General features: G+C 30.2%; 17 protein-coding genes. 7 read left to right on the top strand and 10 right to left on the bottom strand.

Annotation, left to right across the window (positions count from 1 at the left end; translation table 11 throughout):
* Positions 1-70: 70 nt before the first annotated feature.
* From AC2I98_RS14540 to AC2I98_RS14530, 3 genes are read right to left on the bottom strand one after another with little or no spacing between them, the layout of a single operon-like run.
* Complete coding sequence (locus AC2I98_RS14540) at positions 71-760, bottom strand: SDR family NAD(P)-dependent oxidoreductase (protein WP_486412360.1); 690 nt, start codon at positions 758-760, stop codon at positions 71-73.
* Positions 729-1718, bottom strand: coding sequence for an ABC transporter ATP-binding protein (locus tag AC2I98_RS14535; RefSeq protein WP_486412359.1), 990 nt, complete (start codon positions 1716-1718; stop codon positions 729-731). Before AC2I98_RS14535 ends, AC2I98_RS14540 begins: the two co-directional genes overlap by 32 nt.
* Positions 1715-2692 (bottom strand): FecCD family ABC transporter permease, encoded by a 978-nt coding sequence (locus AC2I98_RS14530; RefSeq protein WP_486412358.1) that lies wholly within the window; start codon positions 2690-2692, stop codon positions 1715-1717. The genes AC2I98_RS14535 and AC2I98_RS14530 overlap by 4 nt, the downstream gene beginning before the upstream one ends.
* 112 nt (positions 2693-2804) lie before the next feature.
* Here AC2I98_RS14530 and AC2I98_RS14525 point away from each other — a divergent pair, with 112 nt between their 5' ends.
* Genes AC2I98_RS14525 through AC2I98_RS14515 form a run of 3 tightly spaced genes read left to right on the top strand, consistent with a single transcriptional unit; the run spans position 2805 to position 4771 of the window.
* Positions 2805-3167, top strand: a complete 363-nt coding sequence (locus AC2I98_RS14525) for a hypothetical protein (protein WP_486412357.1) — start codon at positions 2805-2807, stop codon at positions 3165-3167.
* Positions 3168-3218: 51 nt separating this feature from the next.
* The gene (locus AC2I98_RS14520) at positions 3219-4190 is read left to right on the top strand and encodes a TQO small subunit DoxD (protein WP_486412356.1); all 972 of its coding nucleotides are present in this window, start codon (positions 3219-3221) and stop codon (positions 4188-4190) included.
* Between the two features lie 2 nt (positions 4191-4192).
* On the top strand, positions 4193-4771 hold the full coding sequence (locus AC2I98_RS14515) for a TlpA family protein disulfide reductase (RefSeq protein ID WP_486412355.1): 579 nt from the start codon (positions 4193-4195) through the stop codon (positions 4769-4771).
* 57 nt (positions 4772-4828) lie between these two features.
* Here AC2I98_RS14515 and proA read toward each other — a convergent pair whose 3' ends face one another.
* The 5 genes from proA to AC2I98_RS14490 form a co-directional block, all read right to left on the bottom strand.
* Positions 4829-10540 (bottom strand): anti-phage protein ProA, encoded by a 5712-nt coding sequence (gene proA / locus AC2I98_RS14510; RefSeq protein ID WP_486412354.1) that lies wholly within the window; start codon positions 10538-10540, stop codon positions 4829-4831.
* Positions 10541-10708: 168 nt separating this feature from the next.
* A complete protein-coding gene (locus AC2I98_RS14505; protein ID WP_486412353.1) occupies positions 10709-12973 on the bottom strand; it encodes a multicopper oxidase domain-containing protein in 2265 nt (754 codons plus the stop codon).
* Between the two features lie 9 nt (positions 12974-12982).
* Positions 12983-13408, bottom strand: a complete 426-nt coding sequence (locus tag AC2I98_RS14500; RefSeq protein WP_486412352.1) for a hypothetical protein — start codon at positions 13406-13408, stop codon at positions 12983-12985.
* A 23-nt stretch (positions 13409-13431) separates the two neighbouring features.
* Positions 13432-14256 carry a DUF3347 domain-containing protein gene (locus AC2I98_RS14495; protein ID WP_486412351.1) on the bottom strand — a complete coding sequence of 275 codons (825 nt, stop codon included), beginning with the start codon at positions 14254-14256 and terminating at the stop codon, positions 13432-13434.
* Positions 14257-14268: 12 nt separating this feature from the next.
* Positions 14269-14841, bottom strand: a complete 573-nt coding sequence (locus AC2I98_RS14490) for a helix-turn-helix domain-containing protein (protein WP_486412350.1) — start codon at positions 14839-14841, stop codon at positions 14269-14271.
* Positions 14842-15044: 203 nt separating this feature from the next.
* On the opposite strand from AC2I98_RS14490, the gene AC2I98_RS14485 reads away from it, so the two are divergent.
* The 4 genes from AC2I98_RS14485 to murI all read left to right on the top strand — a co-directional run bounded on the left by AC2I98_RS14485 (position 15045) and on the right by murI (position 18310).
* Entirely contained in the window at positions 15045-16085 is a 1041-nt protein-coding gene (locus tag AC2I98_RS14485; protein WP_486412349.1) for a hypothetical protein, read from the top strand.
* Positions 16078-16632 (top strand): DUF4256 domain-containing protein, encoded by a 555-nt coding sequence (locus AC2I98_RS14480; RefSeq protein ID WP_486412348.1) that lies wholly within the window; start codon positions 16078-16080, stop codon positions 16630-16632. Before AC2I98_RS14485 ends, AC2I98_RS14480 begins: the two co-directional genes overlap by 8 nt.
* 235 nt (positions 16633-16867) lie before the next feature.
* Positions 16868-17449, top strand: coding sequence for a hypothetical protein (locus AC2I98_RS14475; protein WP_486412347.1), 582 nt, complete (start codon positions 16868-16870; stop codon positions 17447-17449).
* A gap of 51 nt (positions 17450-17500) precedes the next feature.
* Positions 17501-18310, top strand: a complete 810-nt coding sequence (gene murI, locus AC2I98_RS14470) for a glutamate racemase (RefSeq protein ID WP_486412346.1) — start codon at positions 17501-17503, stop codon at positions 18308-18310.
* A gap of 73 nt (positions 18311-18383) precedes the next feature.
* Here murI and AC2I98_RS14465 read toward each other — a convergent pair whose 3' ends face one another.
* Entirely contained in the window at positions 18384-20792 is a 2409-nt protein-coding gene (locus AC2I98_RS14465; RefSeq protein WP_486412345.1) for a T9SS type A sorting domain-containing protein, read from the bottom strand.
* A 17-nt stretch (positions 20793-20809) separates the two neighbouring features.
* Positions 20810-23527: a M36 family metallopeptidase gene (locus AC2I98_RS14460; RefSeq protein WP_486412344.1), complete on the bottom strand. Its 2718-nt coding sequence runs from the start codon at positions 23525-23527 to the stop codon at positions 20810-20812.
* Positions 23528-23822 lie beyond the last annotated feature (295 nt).

Genomic DNA, 23822 nt, shown 5'->3' with positions numbered 1-23822 from the left:
TGTTGATTTAATTACAATATACTAAAAAAGTCGCTGAAAAGCGACTTTTATTTTTTTTATTCTTCTAATTCTAAGGGGTAGAAATAGATGCTTGTTGAATTTTTCCGTTAAAATATTTCCAACCGTTCAATCCAAAATCAACTAAATACTCAGCCATTTCATTTGGTTGTAAAGGCGCAATATAACCTGGGAATGCTTCTTCTAACATTTCTGTTTGTACAGCTCCCAAGGCAACTGCGTTAATTCGAGGACCATGATCTTTCAATTCTTCCGCTAACAATTCAGTTAAATTAACTGTTGCTGATTTAGAAGATGAATAAACTGATAATCCTGGAAATTTAACAGAACCTTGTACAGCTCCCATTGTCGAAATATTTACAACATGTGATGATGTATCAAATTTCGGCATCAAAACTTGTATCAGACGATATGGCGCCATAAAATTCACTTGCCAAGAAGTCAATAAATCTTCTTCTTTTATTTCTTCAAAAGGCTTATTAATACAAATTCCTGCATTGTTATATAAAATATCAACTTTTTCCCAAGAAGCTACTGCTTCTAAAATTTTTGAAATCTTCTCAAAATTTGTCAAGTCAATTCCTATAAACTGATAGTTATTTTCTTTTGCAAAAACTTCTAATTCCTTTAATTTATCTACATTTCGAGAAACTGTCAACACTCGATTACCTAATTCCAAATGTTGTTTTGCTAATTCAAAACCAATTCCTCTACTCGCTCCCGTTACGATTATATTTTTCATACTGTTGCACAAAATTTACAATTTGTTCTATCGATTCAAACTTTTGTCCTTCAAAGATGATGTTATTTTCTGTGATTTCAATATGATTTTCAGCAGTATTTCCTACAGAAATTCCATTTCGAATCAACGCATTTTTCACCCAAAAAGCTAATTCTGAATTCCCTTTTACATCAATTGACTTAGAAAAATTCTTTTGCGTAGAAAATCGATTATTTTTATCATCATAAATTAAATTTTGGTTGGATAATTTTTGAATAATTTGATGCTCAAACGCTATTTGTTCTGGAATTCCTTCAAAAAAATCACCTTTTTCTATCCACCAAATCTTATCCGCTTTTTCTAACGCGAAATCAACTTCATGCGTAATCATTAAAAATGATTTATCAGTTTTCAGTTTTAATTCATTCAGTAAATTGAATATTTTATATTGATTCGCTAAATCTAAATTAGACGTTGGTTCATCCAAAATCACCAATTTCGCATCTTGACACAAAGCACGAGCAATCATCACCAATTGCAACTGACCTTCGCTAATTTCATTCGCAAATTGATTTGCTAAATTTGTAATACCAACCAAATCCAAAACCTCATCAATCAAATTATGTTCATCAATAGAAATCTTTTTCAACACTTTGTGATAAGGCAAACGTCCCATTGCAACCAATTCCGAAACTTTAATTTTTGGAACAATTGACAAACGTGGTAAAACAACCGCAATTTCTTGAGCAATTTCTTGAGAAGATAATTTTTTAAGTGACTTATTTTCCAAATAAATTTCACCATTTAAACTCTTCTGAAAACCTAAAATCGAATTTATTAACGTTGATTTCCCTGCTCCATTCTTGCCTAAAACAGCTATTAATTCATTTGAATGTATTGTAGCGTCAATTGTTGAAACAATTTCTTTAGAACCATAACCAACCGAAAGGTTTTCTAATCTCAACACTTCATTCTTCATCGCACTTCATTTTTATTATTCAACAAAATACTAATGACAATCGGTGCTCCAAACAAGGCTGTTATAATATTAATTGGTAAAGTTCCAAATGGAAAAACCTCTGTCAAAATCGAAAAGAATAACATAAAAAATATACCCGAAACAAAAATCCATCGGTAAAGAATTTTCATATCTCCAGTTCGAAATAACGTTCTACAAATGTGTGGCACAGCAAGACCAATAAAACTAATTGGACCTGCAAATGCTGTTGCCGATGCCGTAAGTAGTGCCGTTGAAATAAGAATTGTAAATCGTAATTTTTTGATATTGATTCCTAACGATTGCGCATATTTTTCACCTAATAATAAAGCTGTAATTCCACGTAAAGTAAACAATGAGACAATAATTCCGCTCAAAACAAATAATCCAAAAACGCTTATTTGTTCCCAAGATAAACCGCTTAATGAGCCAAATCCCCAAACTAAATAGGCTTTTATTTTATCAGAAGGTGCGAAATATTGCATCATTCCTATTAATGCTCCAGCTAAACCTGCAATCATAAATCCGATTATCACTAAAGATGCAGAAGATTTGACACGAAAAGAAAGTGAAATCACCATCAACAAAGCGATAATTGCTCCTATGAATGAAGCGATAATTGTAATCCAAGGATTATTTAGAAATTCATCGAAACCAATCATCGAAAAAAGAAAAATCACAATAGCGACGCCTAAACTCGCCATCGAAGTAATTCCCAACACAGAAGGTTCTGCCAAAGGATTTTTGAACAATTCTTGCATCAAAAAACCTGAAATTGGCAAAGCAATACCAACCAATAATGCTGTTAACGATTTCGGCAAACGAAAATTGAGCACGAGATTGTGGTTTATTTCATCTGAATTTTCTACAAGTACATTGTAAATTTCGGAGAAAGAAATCGAAACTTTCCCAACACTTAAACTTAAAACAAAAAGTAAAAGCGTTAGAATTATCATTACAAAAAATAGTGGTTTCTCTTTCATCAAGACAAAGATAGAAATTCTAATAATTTCTTAAAGTTTAATTGTAAATTGGTTTTAATTGAGAATTTATGATTAGTTTCGTTTCATGAATTTTAGAAGTCTCGTTTTAATCATTTCTTCGATTTTTATACTACTTACACCATGTAGTATAAAGGCTTCTATTCATACTATTTTGGAAGTTGAAAATGTTCAACAAACTAAAACTTCTCAAAGCAAAACAATTCAGAGTAAATCAACTTCGTGTTCAATAATTAAATTTGAAACGATTAAGAAATCAACAAAACAACTTGATTTTTCTACATTTGATTTACCACAAACACCTTTTAATTTCATTCAATTTGCTCGCTCTTCTTTAATCGAAGAAGATTCCAATTCAAATGAAATTCAATCACCTAAAATTCCTTTTTATCTTTTGTATAAGCAATTGAAATATTCGTTGTTGTCATAATTTTCACAATTAATTAGACAACAATTATTCAAAAACTTATATAAAATATTCATGCAAAATAAATCTGTTTTATCAATGGGTAATGCTGTTTTGGCATTGCGATTAGTCATTGGTTGGACGTACTTTTCTGCCTTTTGGAGGCGATTAATCTTAGAAAATAAACTCGATCCGGAAGCTGCAGGCTATATTGGCGAAAAATTCAATCATTTTTTACCAAACGCTCTTTTCATCAAACCGCTTATTCAATATTTAGTCGAAAATCCCGAAGCTTTACTGTGGAACATGTGGATTTTCACGATAATAGAAGGCGTAGTTGGTTTACTTTTAATCCTTGGCTACAAAACTCGTATCATGAGTATTGGAGTATTTTTCTTAGCAATGGGAATTTTACTTGGCTCGGGTTGGATTGGTACAACTTGTTTGGACGAATGGCAAATTGGTGTTTTAAGTTTGGCTGGAGGATTTACCTTGATGCAAGCTGGATCTGGAAAAATTTCGTTGGATTATCTTTTCAATAAAAATCAATTTATTCAACAAGAAAAGAATTGGAATTCTATCTCATATAAAAAATACTCACCACATTTTATTGGTTTTAGTTTTTTCATTTTATTCGTTACTTTGTTTACAAATCAAGTTTTTCATGGAGGCGTTTACGGAACTTTACACAATAAATCGTTAAAGCCAAAAGTAGAAATAACCAATTTAAAACAACATCAAAATAAGGTTTCATTTGATGTAATGCGGATAGAAGGCGCTGATGTTTATGGTTCTTTTTTGATCAGAATTGATTTTCATAATCATCAAAATGAAATCGTAGAAACCTTAGATATGAAAGATTTAGCTAGTTTAGATCAACAACAAATTTCGAACTATTATGTAGCAAAAGTTACACCACATAAACATAGTTTGGTGCTACCTTTGGGAGCGAAAGCTAATTTGAACTTTGAAATAGAAAATAAAATTCACAAAGTAGTATTAACCGATATAAGCGGATTACAATGGGAACAAACAATAAATTTATAACAATGTTAAAAAGAAATTATTCAACAATAATCGTAGGAGCGCTAGCTTTAGTCTTACTTTTTGTACCTGAAGCTAAAGCAATGATGCAGCAAGGCTTGATGAAATTAGGACTATTTGAACCAAAATTAGAAAAAGTTGAAACATCAACTCAACCAACTTCTGAAGCCAATTATAGATTCGAGATGGTGTATGCAGATGGAAAAGCTGTAAACATGGAAGATTTGAAAGGTAAAGTTGTTTTTATGAATTTTTGGGCAACTTGGTGTCCTCCTTGTATTGCAGAAATGCCGTCTATTCAAAAACTATATGATAAAGTAAAAGATGACAAAGACATCGTGATCTTGACAGTTGAAGTAGAAGGAAAACGTGATAAAGTTGCGAAATTTATGGAACGTAAAAAACTTTCGTTACCAGTTGTTTATCCAAATTCATCTATACCGACAGAGTTTTTTAATGGTTCGTTACCAACAACTGTTATTTTAGACAAGAAAGGAAACATTGCACACACAACAATGGGAATGGCAGATTATTCTGGACAAGATATTGTTGATTTCCTGAATGAATTGAAAGCGATGAATTAATCCTTCAACATCATTTAAAAACAAAAAGCTTCGAGAAAATTCTCGAAGCTTTTTGTTTTATAAAGTAATTCTGTCATCTATTTCTTTCAATTTACCTTCTTCAATTAATTTATTTAGCGTTTGATTTACCACAGCATCAATCTGAGAACCTACTTTCAGAAATCCAAAAGTTTTAGCAATTAACCGTATTAAATCTTGTTTCGATAAACTCAAATTAACGTTCATCATTTCGAGAATTGCAACCTGAATTTCTTCTTGCGAAATATCATCAATAATTCGTTTTTCTACCGAATTGTCTCGATAAGTCGTTTGATTATTTGGTTGTTTTTCATTTGTCCAATAAAATTCTTGATGCGAAATAGTTTTTGAAATTTCTGGAATAGCTGATACAATTTCAGTTAAATAAGTATTTAACTTTGCTCCTGCACGAGAAATATTCCATAATTTCAATATTTTTTTGAACAATAAATTTTTACTTATCGGAGCTTCAATCTTCATAATTTCTTTGATTTGATTCAAAATAAGCACACGATTTTCTGGATAATATATCGTTTCAGAATTAGCGGAAGACAAGTTTTCAATATTTGCAGATTCGTAAGGAATCATAAAATTATTTGATGCAATTTCTGTCACTTCTAAAAACTCGATAGTCGATTTTAAAGGTTCTTCAACAGATATTTTTTCTTCAAATTTTTCCTCAACAAATTTTGGTTGACTTAAAATTCCTTGAATCTCTTCTTTAATTTTTGCTACAATTTTGTCCTTATTTTTTAACCAATCTAATGTCCAAATTCTATAAATATTCCAACCTAAACCTTTTAAAACATTTGGAACCAACAATTCTCGGTCATTTGTTGTGTGAATATCATAATAATTAGTGCCATCAACCAAAATTCCTAAAATATATTCTTTATCATTTTCTGGATGTAAAATACCAATATCAACTTTATAATCTGATGTTCCAATGTATTTTTTGATAGATAAACCATTTTCTGTAAAATAATTCGCAATCGCATCTACAATTGATGAATTTGATGTAATTTCATTAGTCGATTTTAACACAAAGTTTCCTTTTTCTGCAAAATTCAAGAAATCTTTCAAACCTTTTACACCTTCAGATTTTGTTCTACTCAAATCGATTTGATCACCATGAAGTGACGAAAAAATCTTCATTTCATAACGTGCACGCGTAACAGCAACATTCAATCTTCTCCATCCTCCATCGCGATTCAAAGGACCAAAATTCATTGATACTTTTCCTTCTTCATCTGGTCCATAACCAATAGAAAATAAAATAATATCACGTTCATCTCCTTGTACATTTTCTAAATTTTTGATAAAAATTGGCTCTTCATTATTGAATGCGATTTCCTCTAAAGTCGGATTTTCTTGGTATAATTTCTGCAATAAATCTTCAATCAAACTTTGTTGAGTTTGACTAAATGTAACCACTCCTAAAGATTTTTTATTTTTTGAAAGTAAATGATTTTTGATGTAATTGATAACCTCAGCAGCTTCATTTTTATTGGTTCTTGTTTTTCCTTTATCATAAAAACCATCAACAAAATCAAAGGTTACTTTTTGATTCAAATCATCTGGCGAAGGAAAAGTCAATAATTTACTATCATAAAAATTCTGATTACTAAAAGAAATTAAACTTTCGTGTTTGCTTCGGTAATGTCTTAATAAATAATTTGACGGAATCGACAATGCCAAACAATCATCTAAAATACTTTCTAAATCTTCTATTTCAAGATTATCTTCATCCACTTTAGACGACGCAAAAAAACTGGTTGGTGGCATTTGCTTCGGATCGCCAACAATAATTGCTTGTTTTGCACGCGCCAACGCACTAATCGCCTCCGAAGTTGGCAACTGCGACGCTTCATCAAAAATAACCAAGTCAAAATGATCTGTATTCACATCAAAATATTGAGCAACCGAAATTGGACTCATCAACATACATGGTTTTAGACGAGGAATTAAAGTTGGAATTTGATCAAATAATTTTCGAATTGATAAACCTCTACCACGACTTCTTATCGCTTTTTGAAGAATTCCAATTTCCGAACTTTGTGCAGCTTCTTGATTAAAATTTGGAATATTTGAGCTTAATTTTACAATTAATTGATTCTTAGAAATCGTAATAAATTCTTGGTACAAATCCTTGTATTGTTTGATTTGCGATTCATAAATAGAAGCATCAAAACGATTGAAAACTTCGGTTTGATTGATACTTTGAATAAAATGATTAAGATGCAAAATTTTCTGAAATTCGAATTCAATTGCATTAGATTCTATTAAACCATTTTCTAATTTTTCTATCAACCAATTTAATGATAACTCATTTGCTTTCAATTTGTAAGCATTATAATTTATCCAATCTTCTAATTGTTGGATGTTATTTTTTATTGATTGTAAATCTTCAACCGGTTTTATCTCATACAAATAGGTTAATAAATTTGATTTTGCTTCATCTAAATCATTCAACAAAACTAAAATATCACTTGTACTTTTCGAAATATCTTGTTCAGTAAAATTAGTTACAATCCATTCTTTCGCATTCTCTGTCGTTGTTTTAATAACCAATTCATTCAGTTGATGAATGTTTTCTATATCATTTTCTAAAGCTTTTGCATCAAATTGTTCATTTAAAAGGTAATTCCTGTGAAGCCTTTCAAATTGCAGATAATTACTTTCTTTTAAATTATTCTGAACCGATTTATACGCTTCTAAACTTTCAAAAATTTGATCTATTTCTTGTTCAGAATTTAGTTTTTTATGAGCATATCCTTGCAATTGAGATTTTACTTTTCGCTGTTTCAACCATTTTGGCAAAAACCATGTGTGCTTAGATTGATTCCATAAAAGTTGTAAACTTTCGGCATTATAGGTTAGGATATTTTTATTGAAAGTTGGTAAAACTAACGTTTCGATTTCTTGTTTTTTTAATTGAAGATTTATCCAATTTCTTAAAATAATATAACGTTCTTCATTAAAATAATAGTCAAATAAAGCAGGTTTTATGGTATGTTCTTGAATAAATTTTACAACAGCCGAATATACTTTTAAATCATTGTTATCATTGATATTATATTCTGAAAAAATGATTTCCGAATTTCGCTTACTTTGTATATAACGATCTATTGCAAGAATTAAATTGGTTTGATTTTCGAATTGATGTGTAATTAATTTCACACTTTTTAATGGATGAGCAGATGGCTGACCAATTTTAGACACTATTGCATGAAAAGGCACAATCCAATCTGACCACAAATTCCATTGATTTGTATCTAAATTATCTATCGTAAAAGATATTTTGTATTTTTCATCAAAACCAACTTTATTATTTTCTAAAAAAGATATACTATCAAACAAACTCCAACCAATTGCATTTTTTTTATGCAATAATGTTACATATTTATTTAATTCACTTCGACGCTCATCTAATCGTTTTCCTTCTTCTTCAAAATCTTTGTTCAAATGATACTTTGGCGTTTCCAAAGTTTTCTCAAACTGTTGTAAAACATCTGATTTTTTCGATTTATTTGAATGTAATTCTAATGTAAAAGGACTTAAACCTATATTCTCTAAACGATGATGCACCACATCTAAAGCCGCTTTTTTGGCTGCTACAAACAATACTTTTTTATCATTTGCCAAGGCATCTGCAATAATATTTGTAATCGTTTGCGATTTTCCTGTACCTGGAGGTCCATGTAAAATAAACGTTTTGTTGAGATTTGCATTTTTTACAGCATTTAACTGCGAATTGTCCGCAGAAATTGGCAAAGTAAGTTCTGCTGCAGGCATTGTTTCTAACTCAGCATCATTCCCTTCGACACTTTCTAATGTTGTTGCTAATTTGCCATCAATTAAACTCTTTACAATCGAACTTTTCTGTATTTCATCCGAATATTTTGAAATATCTTGCCAAAGAATTAGTTTATTAAACGAAAAAGTTCCTAAAACAATTTGTTCTAAAACATCCCAACCTTCTAAATTTAAAATGGCGTTTCGTACAATTGCCAATACGCGTGCGACATCTACACCAAAATCATCCATCGGAAGATTTTCTAAAGCATTTAGGTTTAATTTAAACTCTTGCTTCAAATATTCGATTAGAGTAATGTTAATCATAGTTTCCTCTTCTCTACTTCGAAGTGTAAACTTTGAATTGACAGATTTACGAGAAAGCTCAACCGGAATCAATAAAATTGGTGCCAATCGCATTTGATTATTTTTAGGATCAAACCATTTTAACAATCCAATTCCTAAATACAACGTACTTTTTCCATTTTCTTCTTCGGCTAATTTCGAACTGCGGTAAAGATTTGTCAAAATCATATCCAAATCATCACTGTGATATGTTGTCAGTAAACGATTGTACTGAAACTCATCATTTGCTAAGGTAAAAAGTGGCAAAGAAGAATGCAATGGTGCACTATAATTATTATATTTCCGCGTGATTGGTTGATTATTATCTGGATGTATTGTGTAGGTTTTTCCTTCGGCTAAAGTATCTTCGAGAAGATTAATTTTCAAATCAACAATTTGAAGCATACTTTTGGTAAAACGAATATTGAGTAAATTATTACGTAGTGATAAATCCAATAATTTTCGTTCCCAAATTTTTTGTTTCGTTAAATTCGTTAAATCGGTTAACTCGAGATTATCATAACTTTCACCAAGATCGTATTCATCATCAATTGTTGTATCATCAACTGATTCAGAAAATTGATTCATATTTCCAATCTCAGTTGTTGACTTTATAATCGGTAATGGTGAAATTTCATTTGAACGACAATTTTTAACATCAATTGCTAATAAAAAATCATCTGCTTTCATCAACTGAATTTCTGCATTTATCATAGCTTCGCTAAACGAAATACTTGCTCCTCTACATAAATTTGTAGTTTCTATAAGCGCTATTTCTTTTATTCCTGTTGCGATACGTTTTGAAATTGCTGTTTGATCAAAAATTGTCATTGCATCAAAACGATGATTTTCTAACCAAACGCCAACAAAAGCGTGACCTTTGGTAATAATCAGAATCGGATTAAGGTCAACAGCTTCTAAACAAGCTGCAAAAAGCAATGAAATATCAATACAATTTCCAAATTTTGTCGAAATCACTTGATCGATTAATCGTATACGCTGTCCATGATTTTCGAAACTTGGCGGCATAGAACTGTACACCAATTCCTGATTCTGAATAGCTTTATAAATAGACGACACAATTTGTAAAACACGAGTTTTATCGTGACTTTGATAACCTTCAAAAGCAGGTTTTAGATTATTGTCTTCTAAAATTTTAATCGCAGCAGTTTTTATTTCATAAACAGTAGGATGATTAGATATAATATAGGAACTCAATAATTGCGGTAAAACTTGCAAACCACCAAAATAATCCATTGGAAGTACATCAATAGAAAATTGTTTTTGGGCGATTTCTTCGTTATTTGCTTTTAAAATAATTTTGATTGTATCAATATCTTTTTCGGTAAGATTTTTTAATAATTGAAGATTAAATGTAAAATCGAAACGATAAATTTTTAAAGTAGATTGTGTTGTTTTATCGATATAAATCTGAAATTGATCAATAATTCCTAAGCTTGAAGAAATCTCTAATTCAATATTCTCAAGGTCAATATCCAAATGATTAACCTGAATTTCTTGAATAAAATTATATTTATTGAGACAAAATGTATAGTTAATATAAGGAAAATGTTCTACAATTATTTCTGGAAGAAATTTTTCTGTATTCATGGTTTAAGTTTTAATATTAAATAAATCTTCGTTCGAATATATTAAAAATCAAAATAATATGTTCTATTATTAACAAACAATAACCTATTAAAGTTTATATTTTCTAATGATATCATAAAAAAATGAGCTCGAAATATCGAACTCATTTTTTTTATTTACTATTCAAAATTAATACACCAATTTTAATCCTACACCAAATTTCATATCACTGTCATAATGTGTTCGGATATGCACATTTTTATTCAGAATATAACTTAATTCGCCCATATATTCTTTGTCGGTATTCCACATAAAACCTGCTCTTACACGTTTCGAGATCGGAATATCTTCGCGCATCAATTGCAAACGAACTTTTCCTGTGTGATAAATCTCGGTCTGAAAATCGATTAACATAGGTAATTTATACACAAAACCTGCGCTGAATAAACCTTTGTTGCGATCTGTTTTTTGACCAAAAATATTTTTCTCTACATTTCCATGTTCTGCTAACATTTTGTGCTGATTCCAATCAAATCCTACAAAAACCTGAAACCATTGATTGCGATCTATAAAACGACTCAAATGTGTTTCAACTTCATAGCCATGTTCTGGTTTATAACCAATTCCCCATTCAGAAGTCAATGCCCAACGTGCATCTTGCACCATAAACGATCCGTCTAAACCATTCGATGCAAAATCATTTTCGGCCATTACATGCTTCATATTACTCTCCATTTGCAACATTTTATACGCATGTTTTTTGTTTGGTAAATTTGGATTTTGATAATCTCCAACTTCAAAAACACGATTCATTCCTGCCATCATATGATACAAAATGTGACAATGGAAAAACCAATCTCCTTCTGTATTTGCGATAAACTCGATCACATTTGTTTCCATTGGCATAATATCCAACACGTTTTTCAACGGCGAATATTCACCATTTTTATTGATGACACGAAAATCGAAACCATGTAAGTGCATCGGATGACGCATCATCGAATTATTGTACAACGTAATGCGTAAAATTTCACCTTTTTTTACAGGAATCTTATCTGTTTCAGAAAACACTTTGTTATCCATACTCCACACATAACGACTCATATTTCCGGTTAACTCGAAACGCATTTCTTTTACAGGCGCATCTTTCGGAAGCGTTGTATTTTCTGGTGCACGAAGCACTCCGTAATTTAATGTAGTAATGTTTGATGATGTATTTCCATGAGAAGAATGATCCATCTCACTCATTTCCGAATGATTCATTTCTTGATGATTTTCTGCCGAATCTTTCTTCGATTTTTTGGATTTATTTTTAGGTTCACCCGAAATTTCAGGATACATAACCGTATTCATGTCCATTTGCTGCAAGCTCATTTTCATGCCCATATCGTTCATCGTTCCATCCAAATTCATCATGTCGTTCATCATCTTCATTCCTTCAAAATACTTCAATTTTGGAAGTGGTTCCATCAATTGTTTTTTTCCTTCGCCAATGAACAACGAAGCCGAACCTGTTCTATCTTCCGAAGTTGCTTGAAACTCGTACGACAAACCACCTTCAGGAACTGTAACCACCACATCGTAAGTTTCAGAAACTCCAATAATCAATCGATCAACCTCTAATGGTTCAACATCATTTCCGTCATTTGCAACCACCGTAATTTTTCCTCCTGCATAGCGTAACCAAAAATAGGTTGATGCGCCACCATTCGAAATACGTAAACGAACTTTATCGCCTGCTTTAAATTGTTTTAGTTGGCTTTCATTCGCTGCATTTATCAAGAATTTTTCGTAATAAACATCGCTCACATCCATAGCCAACATTCGTTTCCATTCGTTGGTAATTTTAGTTTTAAAATGTCCTTCACGAATTGCTTCTGCGTAACTTTGTGTAGAACCTTTTTTGATTCCCGCCCAATCGTTCGCGTTATGCAACATACGTTGAATATTTTTTGGATTAAGATCTGTCCATTCACTCAACATTACTGGAATTGTTGGTAGATCATCAATTCCTTTTCGGAAAGTTGGGTCATTTTCTCGTTTTTTCAAAATCATCGAACCGTACATTCCAATTTGTTCTTGATAACCCGAATGACTATGATACCAATGCGTTCCGTTCTGTATAATTGGAAACGAATAAGTGTAAGTTTCACCAGGTTTGATCCCCATTTGCGTTAACATTGGCACACCATCTTCCTTATTGGGCAACCACACACCATGCCAATGCAAAGAAGTATCTTCGTTCAATTGATTATGAACTCGAATTACCGCTGTATCTCCTTCTGTAAATTCTAAGGTCGGCATTGGAATTTGACCATTTACCGAAATCGCTTTTCTATCTTTTCCAGAAAAATTTACAATGGTATCGCGAACATACAAATCGTACTCTACACGTTTTTGAGCGTGTAAAGCAATTGCAGATGGAACAATAAGTAAACAAAGTAATTTCCTCATGTTTGGAATTTATTTTATTTGACTAAACTTCTTATAATTCTCTTCGTTTTCGAAATAATCAACATTTCCCATTTGATCTTTCAAAACGATATAAGCGTTTGCTTTATCAATTTGTTTTCCAGTAAAAGGATCAGTTGCTATACGAGCAGTTTCATCGTTTGGAATTCTTTCTACACACATATTACAACATCCATAATATGTTTTTCCATCATATGGAACTTCGAATTGATCTTTTCCCATATACGCATTGTTTACCATACACACTTGATTATTTGGTACTTTATCACCAACATTATAAGCTAATGTTTGCGATGGTTGCATCATTTCTGTTGTATGATTTTCATGAGCTGTAACTGTTGGTTCTTCTGTTTTATTTTGACATGATGTCAAAACAAAAACACTCAACATCAAACTCCCTAAAACTATTTTTAACATCTTCATTCTCTTCTATTTTTTAATTATTTCAATGCTTCAACTGTACTTCCACATGTTAGCATCATATTTCCGTAAAATGGATTTTTAATTGATGAATCTTTACTCAACCAATTTGAACCTCCATTAAACATTGGACAATTTTGGTAATAAACAGTGTAACCTAATTCAGCTTTTTGGGCTAATTTGTACATTGGTTCGGATAATTTCGAAAAAATAATTCGTTGTTTATCAATATTTTTTTCTTGCGCTAATTGTTTTGAAGTTGATTCTAAATTATTCAAGACTTCCATCCAAATCATGTGAGATTCATGCGAAAGTTTTCCCATTTCAACCTTAGAAATTGATTGAAAAAAAGCAGTTGTTTGTTTTGAAATTTCGTTTGCATTTCCTGCAACAAAAGCATCTTTTAATAGAAAATACGAATCAAAAACTATTGATAATTGATTCTTTTGTTGAGAAGTTTCAGTTTGATTATGATTAGAATGATTCATTTCTTGATGATTCATCACCATTTTTTTATCTCTTGGATATTGACAATCTTTTCCCAATTTCGTATACGCTTCATCTGGCGCCATATATTCTGAATTATCAAAACCCGCTAAGGCAATTTTCTTCAAAATATCATTCGTAGATGTTTTTTTTGCATCATAAGAAATTGTTGCAATTTGCGAAGTTGTATCAAAATTCACTTTAGAAACTCGATTTTGATTTCCCGCTTTTTCTATTAATTCTTTGGCTGAATTACAATTTCCTTTAACCTGAAATTGTTTCGTTTCAAGATTTTTACTTTGCGCATTGGTCGCAAAAGCAAAAAGATTAACGAAAATGAATAGACTATATTTTTTCATCATTTAATTGGATTAAATTTTATCAATTGCTTTTCTATTATGTTTGCTCAATTGCTTAAAAACTGATGGCGTTAAACCTGTTACTTTTTTAAATTGTGCACTAAGATGTGCAACGCTCGAATAGTTTAATTGAAAGGCGATTTCACTCAAGGATAATTCATCATAGACCATCAATTCTTTTACTTTTTCGATTTTCTGATGAATAAAATATTTCTCGATGGTTTGACCTTCCATTTCCGAAAAAAGATTCGAAATATATTTATAATCTAACTTGGTTTGTTCGCTCAAATAATCAGACAAATTCACCTTTAATTCATTGTTTTCTTGATGAACCAATTGTATAATTAATGTTTTTATTTGCTCGATTAGCTTGCTTCGTTTATCATCTATTAGTTCAAAACCAACTTCTTCTAATTCATTTCGAATTAATTCTAATTGTGCTGAATCAATAGAATTTTTCAACTCAACTTCTCCTAATTCAATATGATTTGTTTCGATGTTATTCATCTTTAAAATCCTTCCAACCACCACTTTACAGCGATGACAAACCATATTTTTTATAAATAATTTATTTATATTTTCCATCTGAATTACTATTTGTGAGTTCTTTTAAATTTACGACTAATCTGTTACAAATTTCGTTCTTCTTTTTTTACAATGATTTATACAATTTGCAAGAGCTTGTACAAAATTTACAGATTGCTATAGAAATAACTATTTATTTCTGAACAACTTCAGAATTTGAACTCTTTTTTTGAATATATTTGAGTGAATCAATCTTTCTTATTATGAGATTTATTTTAATCTTTTTGTGTATCATTTGCACAGCACAAAAAAATGATATTTGGTATCCTTTTTATAATCAAGATTCTACATTAATTGGTTATAAAGACGAGAAAAATGTTGTAAAAATAGAACCAAAGTTTGTTCCCAATTTTGCTAATCGAAAATTTGAACATGTTATGAGTGTGATGGAAGTAACAAAAAATAATTGGAAAGATTATTTTCTCACAAAAACTGGAAATTCATTTGGAATAGATAGTACATATATTTTTGATTATTCATTTGATTGCGAAAATGAAGGTTTTATACGATTTCAGAATAAAAAAAAGTCAGAAAATACAGGTTTATTCGACATAAATGGGAAAGTAATAATTCCTGCAAAATACAATACCTTGTCTAAAGTGATGAATGGTCAACTCGTTGCGCTAAAAAATGCAAAGAAAAAGAAAGATGGTGAACATTTTTGGTGGACTGATGGTGAAGAAATACTTATTGATACCAATGATAATGTTTTGATTGAAAATTTCAAGAATAATTATGTGTTAGATATTTTTTCTCTTAAGATTAGTAATCGACCAATTTTAGATGGTATTCATGAAAATTATTTGGGTAAAAATGGAAAATATTATTCTTTTATAAATGATGAAAAAGCCTTTAAAATTTGGTTTGAAACTAAGTTTATAAAAAATACTTCTAAAGAAAATCTTATAGCAAACACGCATCCATATATAGATAGTTTTGAATATAATGAGTTGATTGATAATCAAAAAAACATAGCGTTAAATTATTCGAAAATAATAAAAATTTTGAATCGTTTGCCAACTTCAGAATACAGTATTTCTAAAAGTTATCTGGATACTTCTTATCTTTTTGATGACAAAAAATTTCCAGCTTTCGAAGAATATTACGATAATTGTGGGCAATCGAAAGATTGGATTTATCCATTATTAAGTGTAACAATTCATCATAAAAAAGGACAAGATTTCTTAGAGTTTTTAAAAACTAAAAATGGATACAAATTAGTTAAATTTAATACACATGAATAAACTAACGGTCTCAGAACAACAAAGCTGCATTCAAATTTTAAAACAACGTTTTGAAAAAAATATACATCGACACAAGGATTTAACTTGGCAAAATATTGAAGAGAAATTAATTAAAAACACTGAATATATTTGGTCATTACATCAAATGGAAATTTCTGGAGGTGAACCTGATGTTATTTTTTATGACAAAAAAACAGATGAATATCATTTTATAGATTGCTCTGCAGAAAGCCCGAAAGAACGTAGAAGTTTGGCGTATGATTATGAAGGACAAACTTCTCGCAAAGAACATCAACCAAAAAATAACGCGATGGATGTTGCAAAATCTATGCATATTGACTTATTAACTGAAGAAGAATATCGCTTATTGCAAGCTGTAGAAACTGTGGATCAAAAAACATCGAGTTGGTTAAAAACTCCTGAAAACATTCGCGAATTAGGCGGAGTAATTTTTGGTGATTATCGTTACGGAACAGTTTTTATTTATCACAATGGTGCACAATCTTATTATGCAGCACGTGGTTTTAGAGGAATTTTAAAAGTTTAGATGTGTATGAAAATAATACATACATTAATCATTTTTTTAATCGGAACAATCATATTTATTTATGGCGTTCTATGTAAAATAACACATTTTTACTTTATCATTTCAGCAAATTTAGTTTTATTCTTAGCTTATTTCATTCAAATAATTGGCGTTATTTTATTTATCTTTAAATTGATACAAAACAGTAAAAAGAAAAAAAATTCGAATTCATAAATTAATTCAAAACAGTAAAATCATGAAATATTTTACTTCTCTATTCCTAATCAACCTTTATTGTTTATGTTTTTCTCAAAATAAAAATATTGTTATTCAAACAAATAAAGACAACAAAGTATATCTTATTAAAGATAAAACATCAAAACTATATACTCAACTTTTAGATTTCACCGATTTTGATAGTGTTTTTGATAAAAATGATAAATCAAATGGACGAAATTCTAAATGGTTAAGAGTTGAAAAATACAATAAAAACTATGTTTTGTACGCTCCTTGTGATTGGATAAACGACCGAAAAATGATTATTGAAAATTTTCATCTTAAAATAAAACATGGAGAGATTCAAAAATACAAACTTGTTAAGCATGGAAATTTAGGTGAAAATGCTTTTTATGCTGAACATGAAATAGATTCTATTTCTAAAAACAAGTTTTCTTTCAAAGCGAAAATGATTAATGAAAAACCTTTGGTATATGAATTTGAATTTTCTAAAAATAACACTAAATGGAAAGAAAATTATACTAAAGCGGATAATATTTCAGATTTTGATATTGTGTACAATGAATGTAAACTAAACAAGGTAGATGAATTTGAGTTTTAACTTATTTTCTCAATACATTTTGTAATTTTGTTCTCTAATAACAATGCTAAAATGCAAGGACCAATTGGTGTTTTTGATTCTGGTTATGGAGGTTTAACCGTTTTCAAAGAAATTCAGAAAAAATTACCGCAATACGATTATATCTATTTAGGTGATAATGCGCGCGTTCCGTACGGAATTCGTTCGTTTGAAACAGTTTATGAATACACAAAAGAATGTGTTTTTAAGCTTTTTGATTTAGGTTGTAATTTGGTTATTTTAGCTTGTAACACAGCTTCTGCAAAAGCTTTGAGAACAATTCAACAAAATGATTTACCAGAAGGTAAAAAAGTATTAGGCGTTATTCGTCCCACAACCGAATCGATTAATGAATACACAAAAAATAATAAAGTCGGAATTTTAGCCACACAAGGAACTGTTTTATCTGAATCATATAAAATCGAAATCAATAAATTTCATCCAACAATAGATGTTTTTCAGCACGCTTGTCCACTTTGGGTTCCGTTAGTTGAAAACAATGAAATTGATAGTAAAGCCGCTCATGATATTGTAGAAAAAGATATTCAACGTTTATTTTCTCAATCACCTGAAATTGATACCATTGTTTTAGCTTGCACGCATTATCCTTTGTTGTTGCCCGTTATAAAAGAATATGTTCCTCATCATGTCACGATACTTTCGCAAGGAGAATTGGTCGCAAATAAATTGACAGATTATTTACAGCATCATGCTGAAGTAGAAACACAGTGTTCTAAAAATGGACATCTTACATTTTACACAACCGATGATGCAAAAAGTTTTGAAGCGAATACAACTATTTTTTATGGTCAACCCATTACAGCATCACATATAGAAGTTTAATTTTTCACTATAATTCAAACAAAAACCGAGCAAATTTGCTCGGTTTTTTTATTACTTGAAACTATAAGAAATTTTATTTTTTGATAAGTTTTTGTGTTTCTACATTACCATTTTCATCTAAAATTCTAATTAAATAAACTCCTTTGGTTAGATGTCCTAAATTTAAATTCGTCTTTTTCAAATTAACATCTTGAGAATTAACTTTTAGTCCAGCCATATTAAATACTTCTACAGATTTTATCAAATTAGCCGACTCTATAGTTACTTGATTTGTAAACGGATTTGGCGAAACTCTTGTTTTTGTTAACTTCACCTGATCATTAGTAGCAAGATTATTACATGTAGAAATTAATTTATAAACTATTTCTGACTTATATGGTATCCACAAATCATTAGGCATAAAAGGAGGACTAGCTTTCATAGCAAAATTTTTAGGAAAACTTCCAATTGTTGCTTCTACATTCGGATTTACATCCCATGAGAATATATTCCCTACATCACTAAATGATAACCAATATTTACTCGCAATGTCACCATCTATCGTAAGTGGTTTATCAAATTTAATCGTTATTCTTTTCTTTATCAATATTAATGAATATTGATCACCAGGGAAATAAAGTTTTTCAAGATTTACAGTGTCCAATTTTTCAATTCCAATTGGCAATACATTTTTATCTTCATCTTTATTCACAGGTTGATCTAAATCTAAGTTTGCTGATAACAAATTCAATTTCATTTTTGGTAATCCGTCTTTAGGAATTGTACCATCTATAGATATTCCCATGTACCACCCATCTATTTCTATACCTGAAACCGTTAGTTTTTTTCCTTTTTCAGCAACAATATCTATTGCTGTTTCAGATGCTGCACTCCCATCAAAAGCAGGTAATGACACACCTTCTATTTTTGGTGTTTCTGGAACACTCTGATTACACATATTGCTAAGACATTCCGCTTTTAATTGATACACCGCTTCTAGATTAGAAGAAGTTTTCCATTTTCCTTGATTATCTGTTGTATTTTTTATTGCTAATTTACTTCCTGCAACAAAATTTGAATTCACTTCTAACGTTTGGGCATCAGTTACTAATTTTAACCATTTCTTAATAGAAGTAGTCCCTTCTAATTCATTTAACTCAATCGGTTTATCAAAATCTATATCATATTGATAGCTTGGTTTACCATTTATTACGCCAAGAGATGTTTTAGAAACAATTTTTCCTCCAATTTTTGAAACCAATGTAGAAGGTAATCCATTTGCATCTTCTAACAATTCAAAATCAATTTTACTTGTATCACCTTGTAAATTAATTTTTAATCCAGAAATTTTAGTTGACCTCCCTCCAAATACATTAATATCAAATGCTATTTCTTGATTTTTAGCTCCATTTAATTCTTTCGTCAAATTAAAATCTACTGACGGGATACCCAAACTACATGGCTCATTAATCGGATTCTTATTTGTATTGGTTACAAAAATCATAACATCTGTTTTCTCTGTAGATACATTACAATTTTCATCTGCATGCAAATATAACCTGATAGTACCTGTTACGTTGCTTTCCCAATTGAATATACCTTCTACTGCAGCTAGATTTGTATTTGTTTTTAAATCTTTTATAGAAAGATATGCATTCTTAATTGATGGCTCAAAAGCATAACTATTTCCTTCGTAAACAAAAATATCAACATAACTCCCTAAACTTACATTTTGAAAAGATTCAAAAGTGTTATTAGTAGGAATAAATGTACCTTGATAAGCTGCTCCATTTGGTGTATTAGTACAAACTTTTGGCTGAACTATGTTAATGGTATAATCTTCTACTTGACCGTATACACTTCCTATATCACAAGCTGTTTTAGGATGAAGTGCTGACTTATAATCGGTTTGTCTTTTAAGAATACGCATTCTTGTTTCGCCTAATGTAGCATTTTGAGGAATATCTATCTCTTGTGAAACAGATTTCCCATCTACACCATTCGAATTATATAATAAGCCTTTAATATTGATGATTTCTCTATCGTTAACAAAATCATCAGCTGATACTGATCCGAAAATGCCATCATTATTATAATCAATCATGACAGTAAAAGAACTGTAATAAGCTCCTTTTGTATCACCTTGAAAACTAAATTTATATTTTGAAGTTTGTCCCAATTCGGCTGGTTTAACAGCTGTAAAATCTTCATAACCAATTGCAGTATTATTTGCACTTGCATGATCTAACAATGTATTTACTGAACTTTTAATACTAACCCTTGTTATTTCTTCTGGCGATGAAATTTCTTCTGGCGTACAATACGTCAAGTTTAATTTATTTTGAATTGATTGAACTAATGTATTTTGAGCAATAGGATTCTCAATTTTAATAGGTTTTATAGCTTGGTTTAGCCAGCTTTCTAATGCTTTAGATGATAACTGTTGACCAAACATACTTCCTCCTATAAGAGATAAGAAAAGGATATTTAGATGTTTTTTCATATTATTAGTTTTAATAATTATTTTTTGATGATTTTCTTCGTTACAACTCCTTTATCTGTATGCAACTTTAAGATGTATAAACCAGCAGACAAATTATCCGTAGACACACTACTTACTTGCCCATCTTTTTTTACAGATCCTGAACTTATTACACGCCCAGTAACATCAATAATTTCGTATTTCTCTACTTTATCTTTCGAACTGATATACACTAAATCTTTTACTGGATTTGGATATATACTTACGTTATGAACGTCTAACTCATCGGTTGCTAATTTTTGACATGTTGGTGGTAAATCAAACGCTTCTTTCCCATCAGCTCTTAAAAGTGGATCACCTTGATCTGCAGTATACCCTAAACCTCTTTTAGCAAAAGCTTCCCAAATTAAACATTGATTTTCTCCTTTATTTAGTACAACATCTGCCATTAAAATTCCATCTCGACAATCAACAAAACCTGGATTTGATTTTTGCATTTTTATTCCTTCTAAAACTAAATCAAGTGCCATGTTATTTCCTCCTGTATTGGACTTGAAATCCGGATTAAATCCGTATTTATCAATCAATTTCCAATGCATTTCCCAAAGCATTAATGCCCAAACATAACCTGTTGGATGCATTTTATTATCTCCAGGACCAATTTGTTTTAATTTATCATAGGTATGTGGATTTGCATTCATATCTGTTGTATATGGCAATTCTCTAAGCCCTTTACCATCATATGAATATTCTCCCATATTGATTAAATCTTTAGCAGTATGATAAGCTTGTTGCGTTAAATTTAAAGCGACATAATCACTCCATCCTTCACCCATACCTTCTTCACCACTGATCAATCCAGCACTTAAACGGTTACTAACCGCATGAGTATATTCGTGTAACAAAACTTGACTATCAAAATCACTATCTCTTACTCGATCTCCATAATTAGATGAAGGCATAGTGCCAACAATTTTTTCATTTTTAGAAAGAGCAATTTTTATTTTATCACCTAAATCTTGTGAAATTCCTCCGACTGGAATTTGCAAATCAGGATTTGTGATATCTATACTTCCTGTAAATTCTCCAGAAGCATTATTAAGCACTATTATTCCAGCAGGATTAAAAGCTTTAATATTATTAACCTTTATACCAAAAGCACATAAACCTCTATTTACTAAAGCAAACTTTCCTTTTAATTGATCTCCATTGACAATCGTTTCACAACCATCATGTACATCAGCTCCTGTTTTATCGTCTATTAAAACCATTTCAGCAGTAACTGGAGTAGATTTACCAAAAACAAATCCTGTATTATTCCCTGTTGCACCTTTATAAATACCTTTCAAATCGCCTTCTTTTATTTCTAAAATACCTGCATCTTCTTTCAACGTATTAAAAGTAAAAAACATCGTTACAGGATTTTTACCTAAAATTGGAGCATAAGCCATTACAGCATTATTTGTTATAGTATTTGTTTTTCCTAAACCAGAAGTTGAAAAACCGATTACTCTACTTTTATCACCATCATTCATTTGGAAACTACCTGCTTTGGGATTAAACCCGTGATAATGTAAAATATCATGAATAGAATTCATTGAATAAAACATTTGGGTTGTTGCTGCCTCTGTGTAATCTAATGGATTATAACTCATCGAATTTCCAGGTGTAGGAAAATCAAACAAAAGCTTTTCACCTCCATAAGCCTCATTTTTAACAAATTTATCACCTGATGCAATAAAAAGTTGTAAAATTCCGAAAACTATGTCACTAAATTCCCCATCTTTATCATAGCCTACTTGTACATTATTACCTACTGTATGGTATTTTGTAAGATTAGGATTTCTCTCTGCAGCCTCGGGAATTAATTTATGCCAACCTTCTTTAGAAGCTACTGGGTCGTAGGTATTGGTTAATAATTTGAAATCTGATTTTAATGGACTTTGTTGAGTAGCAGGAATTACTCGATAAGTAGCATTTAAAGGGGCGTCTACTAATAAAGCAGATTCTTTAGAAGAAGCGGGATTACTAAATGCACTTTCTACCCATTTAAAATCTTCTGGATTATTATAAAATACATTGTTACTTTTCGCAGAAGCATCAAAATTACAACTATTAATAATAGATTTTTTAGCTAGAAGTTGCCCAGTATTCGCATCAATTATAGTTTCATAAACACGTTCTAACTTATCTTTATCTGTGCTATCTGCATTTTTGATCTCAGTTAATGTAATCCAAGCTAATTTTATTGTTCCATTATCATTATAATAGTTTAATAAACTTGGAAAATCTTTTATAAAAGCGACATATTCTTTATTCTCTAAACCTTTCGCAAATTGTTTAAATTCCGATGTAATATTTTTAGGGTCAATTTCAATATACTGTTTACCTAAAGATTTTGCTAAACCAGATACAGCCTGATCAATTGTTAATTTTGGAGTTACAGATAAATTTTTATCAACAGTTGAATTTATAAAATTCTCATTGTGATTAATAACTTCTCCATTCTGAACATGAAACGTACCTATTGTTCCATAAACGGGAATTCCATTAATTTTTTGTTGAATTTTAACATAGTCTGCTACATTATTCCCAATAACATTTTCATTAATCACAGCATAATCAAACTGTGTATTAAGTACTCCTTTTCTTTGTTTTTGATTTAAAAAATCGTCAACAATTTGCGCGGGCGATTGAGCAAAAATTGAGACTGAAGAAAAACTTAGAAGTAGTAGTAAAAAGTAATTTTTTCTCATGATTTATTATTTAAAAAAATTTTATCAAATTGATAATATTTCGTTTATCTAAAATTAACATTATAATAACATCAAAATCACTTCCTTTTACACTATCTACAAAAAGTGACAAATTGTAGACAAGACATAAACACTTAAAGTATTTATTAATAGTTAGTTAATTAAAAAAATAAAGAACTCATAATTCATATGTAGACTCATTGTAGACACTTATTAAATACTTATTACACTATAATAATTATGATTATTGAATACGATTATGAATTTTCAACTTTTTATACAAGAAAAATATCTT

This window comes from Empedobacter sp. EJD.6dd, assembly GCF_057369435.1.
This window is presented reverse-complemented; position numbering and strand designations above follow the sequence as displayed.

What these genes read in the sequence shown, in the direction of transcription:
- AC2I98_RS14540 (WP_486412360.1), bottom strand. Translation starts at nt 760, where the DNA reads ATGAAAAATATAATCGTAACGGGAGCGAGTAGAGGAATTGGTTTTGAA.
- AC2I98_RS14535 (WP_486412359.1), bottom strand. Translation starts at nt 1,718, where the DNA reads ATGAAGAATGAAGTGTTGAGATTAGAAAACCTTTCGGTTGGTTATGGT.
- AC2I98_RS14530 (WP_486412358.1), bottom strand. Translation starts at nt 2,692, where the DNA reads ATGATAATTCTAACGCTTTTACTTTTTGTTTTAAGTTTAAGTGTTGGG.
- AC2I98_RS14525 (WP_486412357.1), top strand. Translation starts at nt 2,805, where the DNA reads ATGAATTTTAGAAGTCTCGTTTTAATCATTTCTTCGATTTTTATACTA.
- AC2I98_RS14520 (WP_486412356.1), top strand. Translation starts at nt 3,219, where the DNA reads ATGCAAAATAAATCTGTTTTATCAATGGGTAATGCTGTTTTGGCATTG.
- AC2I98_RS14515 (WP_486412355.1), top strand. Translation starts at nt 4,193, where the DNA reads ATGTTAAAAAGAAATTATTCAACAATAATCGTAGGAGCGCTAGCTTTA.
- proA (WP_486412354.1), bottom strand. Translation starts at nt 10,540, where the DNA reads ATGAATACAGAAAAATTTCTTCCAGAAATAATTGTAGAACATTTTCCT.
- AC2I98_RS14505 (WP_486412353.1), bottom strand. Translation starts at nt 12,973, where the DNA reads ATGAGGAAATTACTTTGTTTACTTATTGTTCCATCTGCAATTGCTTTA.
- AC2I98_RS14500 (WP_486412352.1), bottom strand. Translation starts at nt 13,408, where the DNA reads ATGTTAAAAATAGTTTTAGGGAGTTTGATGTTGAGTGTTTTTGTTTTG.
- AC2I98_RS14495 (WP_486412351.1), bottom strand. Translation starts at nt 14,256, where the DNA reads ATGAAAAAATATAGTCTATTCATTTTCGTTAATCTTTTTGCTTTTGCG.
- AC2I98_RS14490 (WP_486412350.1), bottom strand. Translation starts at nt 14,841, where the DNA reads ATGGAAAATATAAATAAATTATTTATAAAAAATATGGTTTGTCATCGC.
- AC2I98_RS14485 (WP_486412349.1), top strand. Translation starts at nt 15,045, where the DNA reads ATGAGATTTATTTTAATCTTTTTGTGTATCATTTGCACAGCACAAAAA.
- AC2I98_RS14480 (WP_486412348.1), top strand. Translation starts at nt 16,078, where the DNA reads ATGAATAAACTAACGGTCTCAGAACAACAAAGCTGCATTCAAATTTTA.
- AC2I98_RS14475 (WP_486412347.1), top strand. Translation starts at nt 16,868, where the DNA reads ATGAAATATTTTACTTCTCTATTCCTAATCAACCTTTATTGTTTATGT.
- murI (WP_486412346.1), top strand. Translation starts at nt 17,501, where the DNA reads ATGCAAGGACCAATTGGTGTTTTTGATTCTGGTTATGGAGGTTTAACC.
- AC2I98_RS14465 (WP_486412345.1), bottom strand. Translation starts at nt 20,792, where the DNA reads ATGAAAAAACATCTAAATATCCTTTTCTTATCTCTTATAGGAGGAAGT.
- AC2I98_RS14460 (WP_486412344.1), bottom strand. Translation starts at nt 23,527, where the DNA reads ATGAGAAAAAATTACTTTTTACTACTACTTCTAAGTTTTTCTTCAGTC.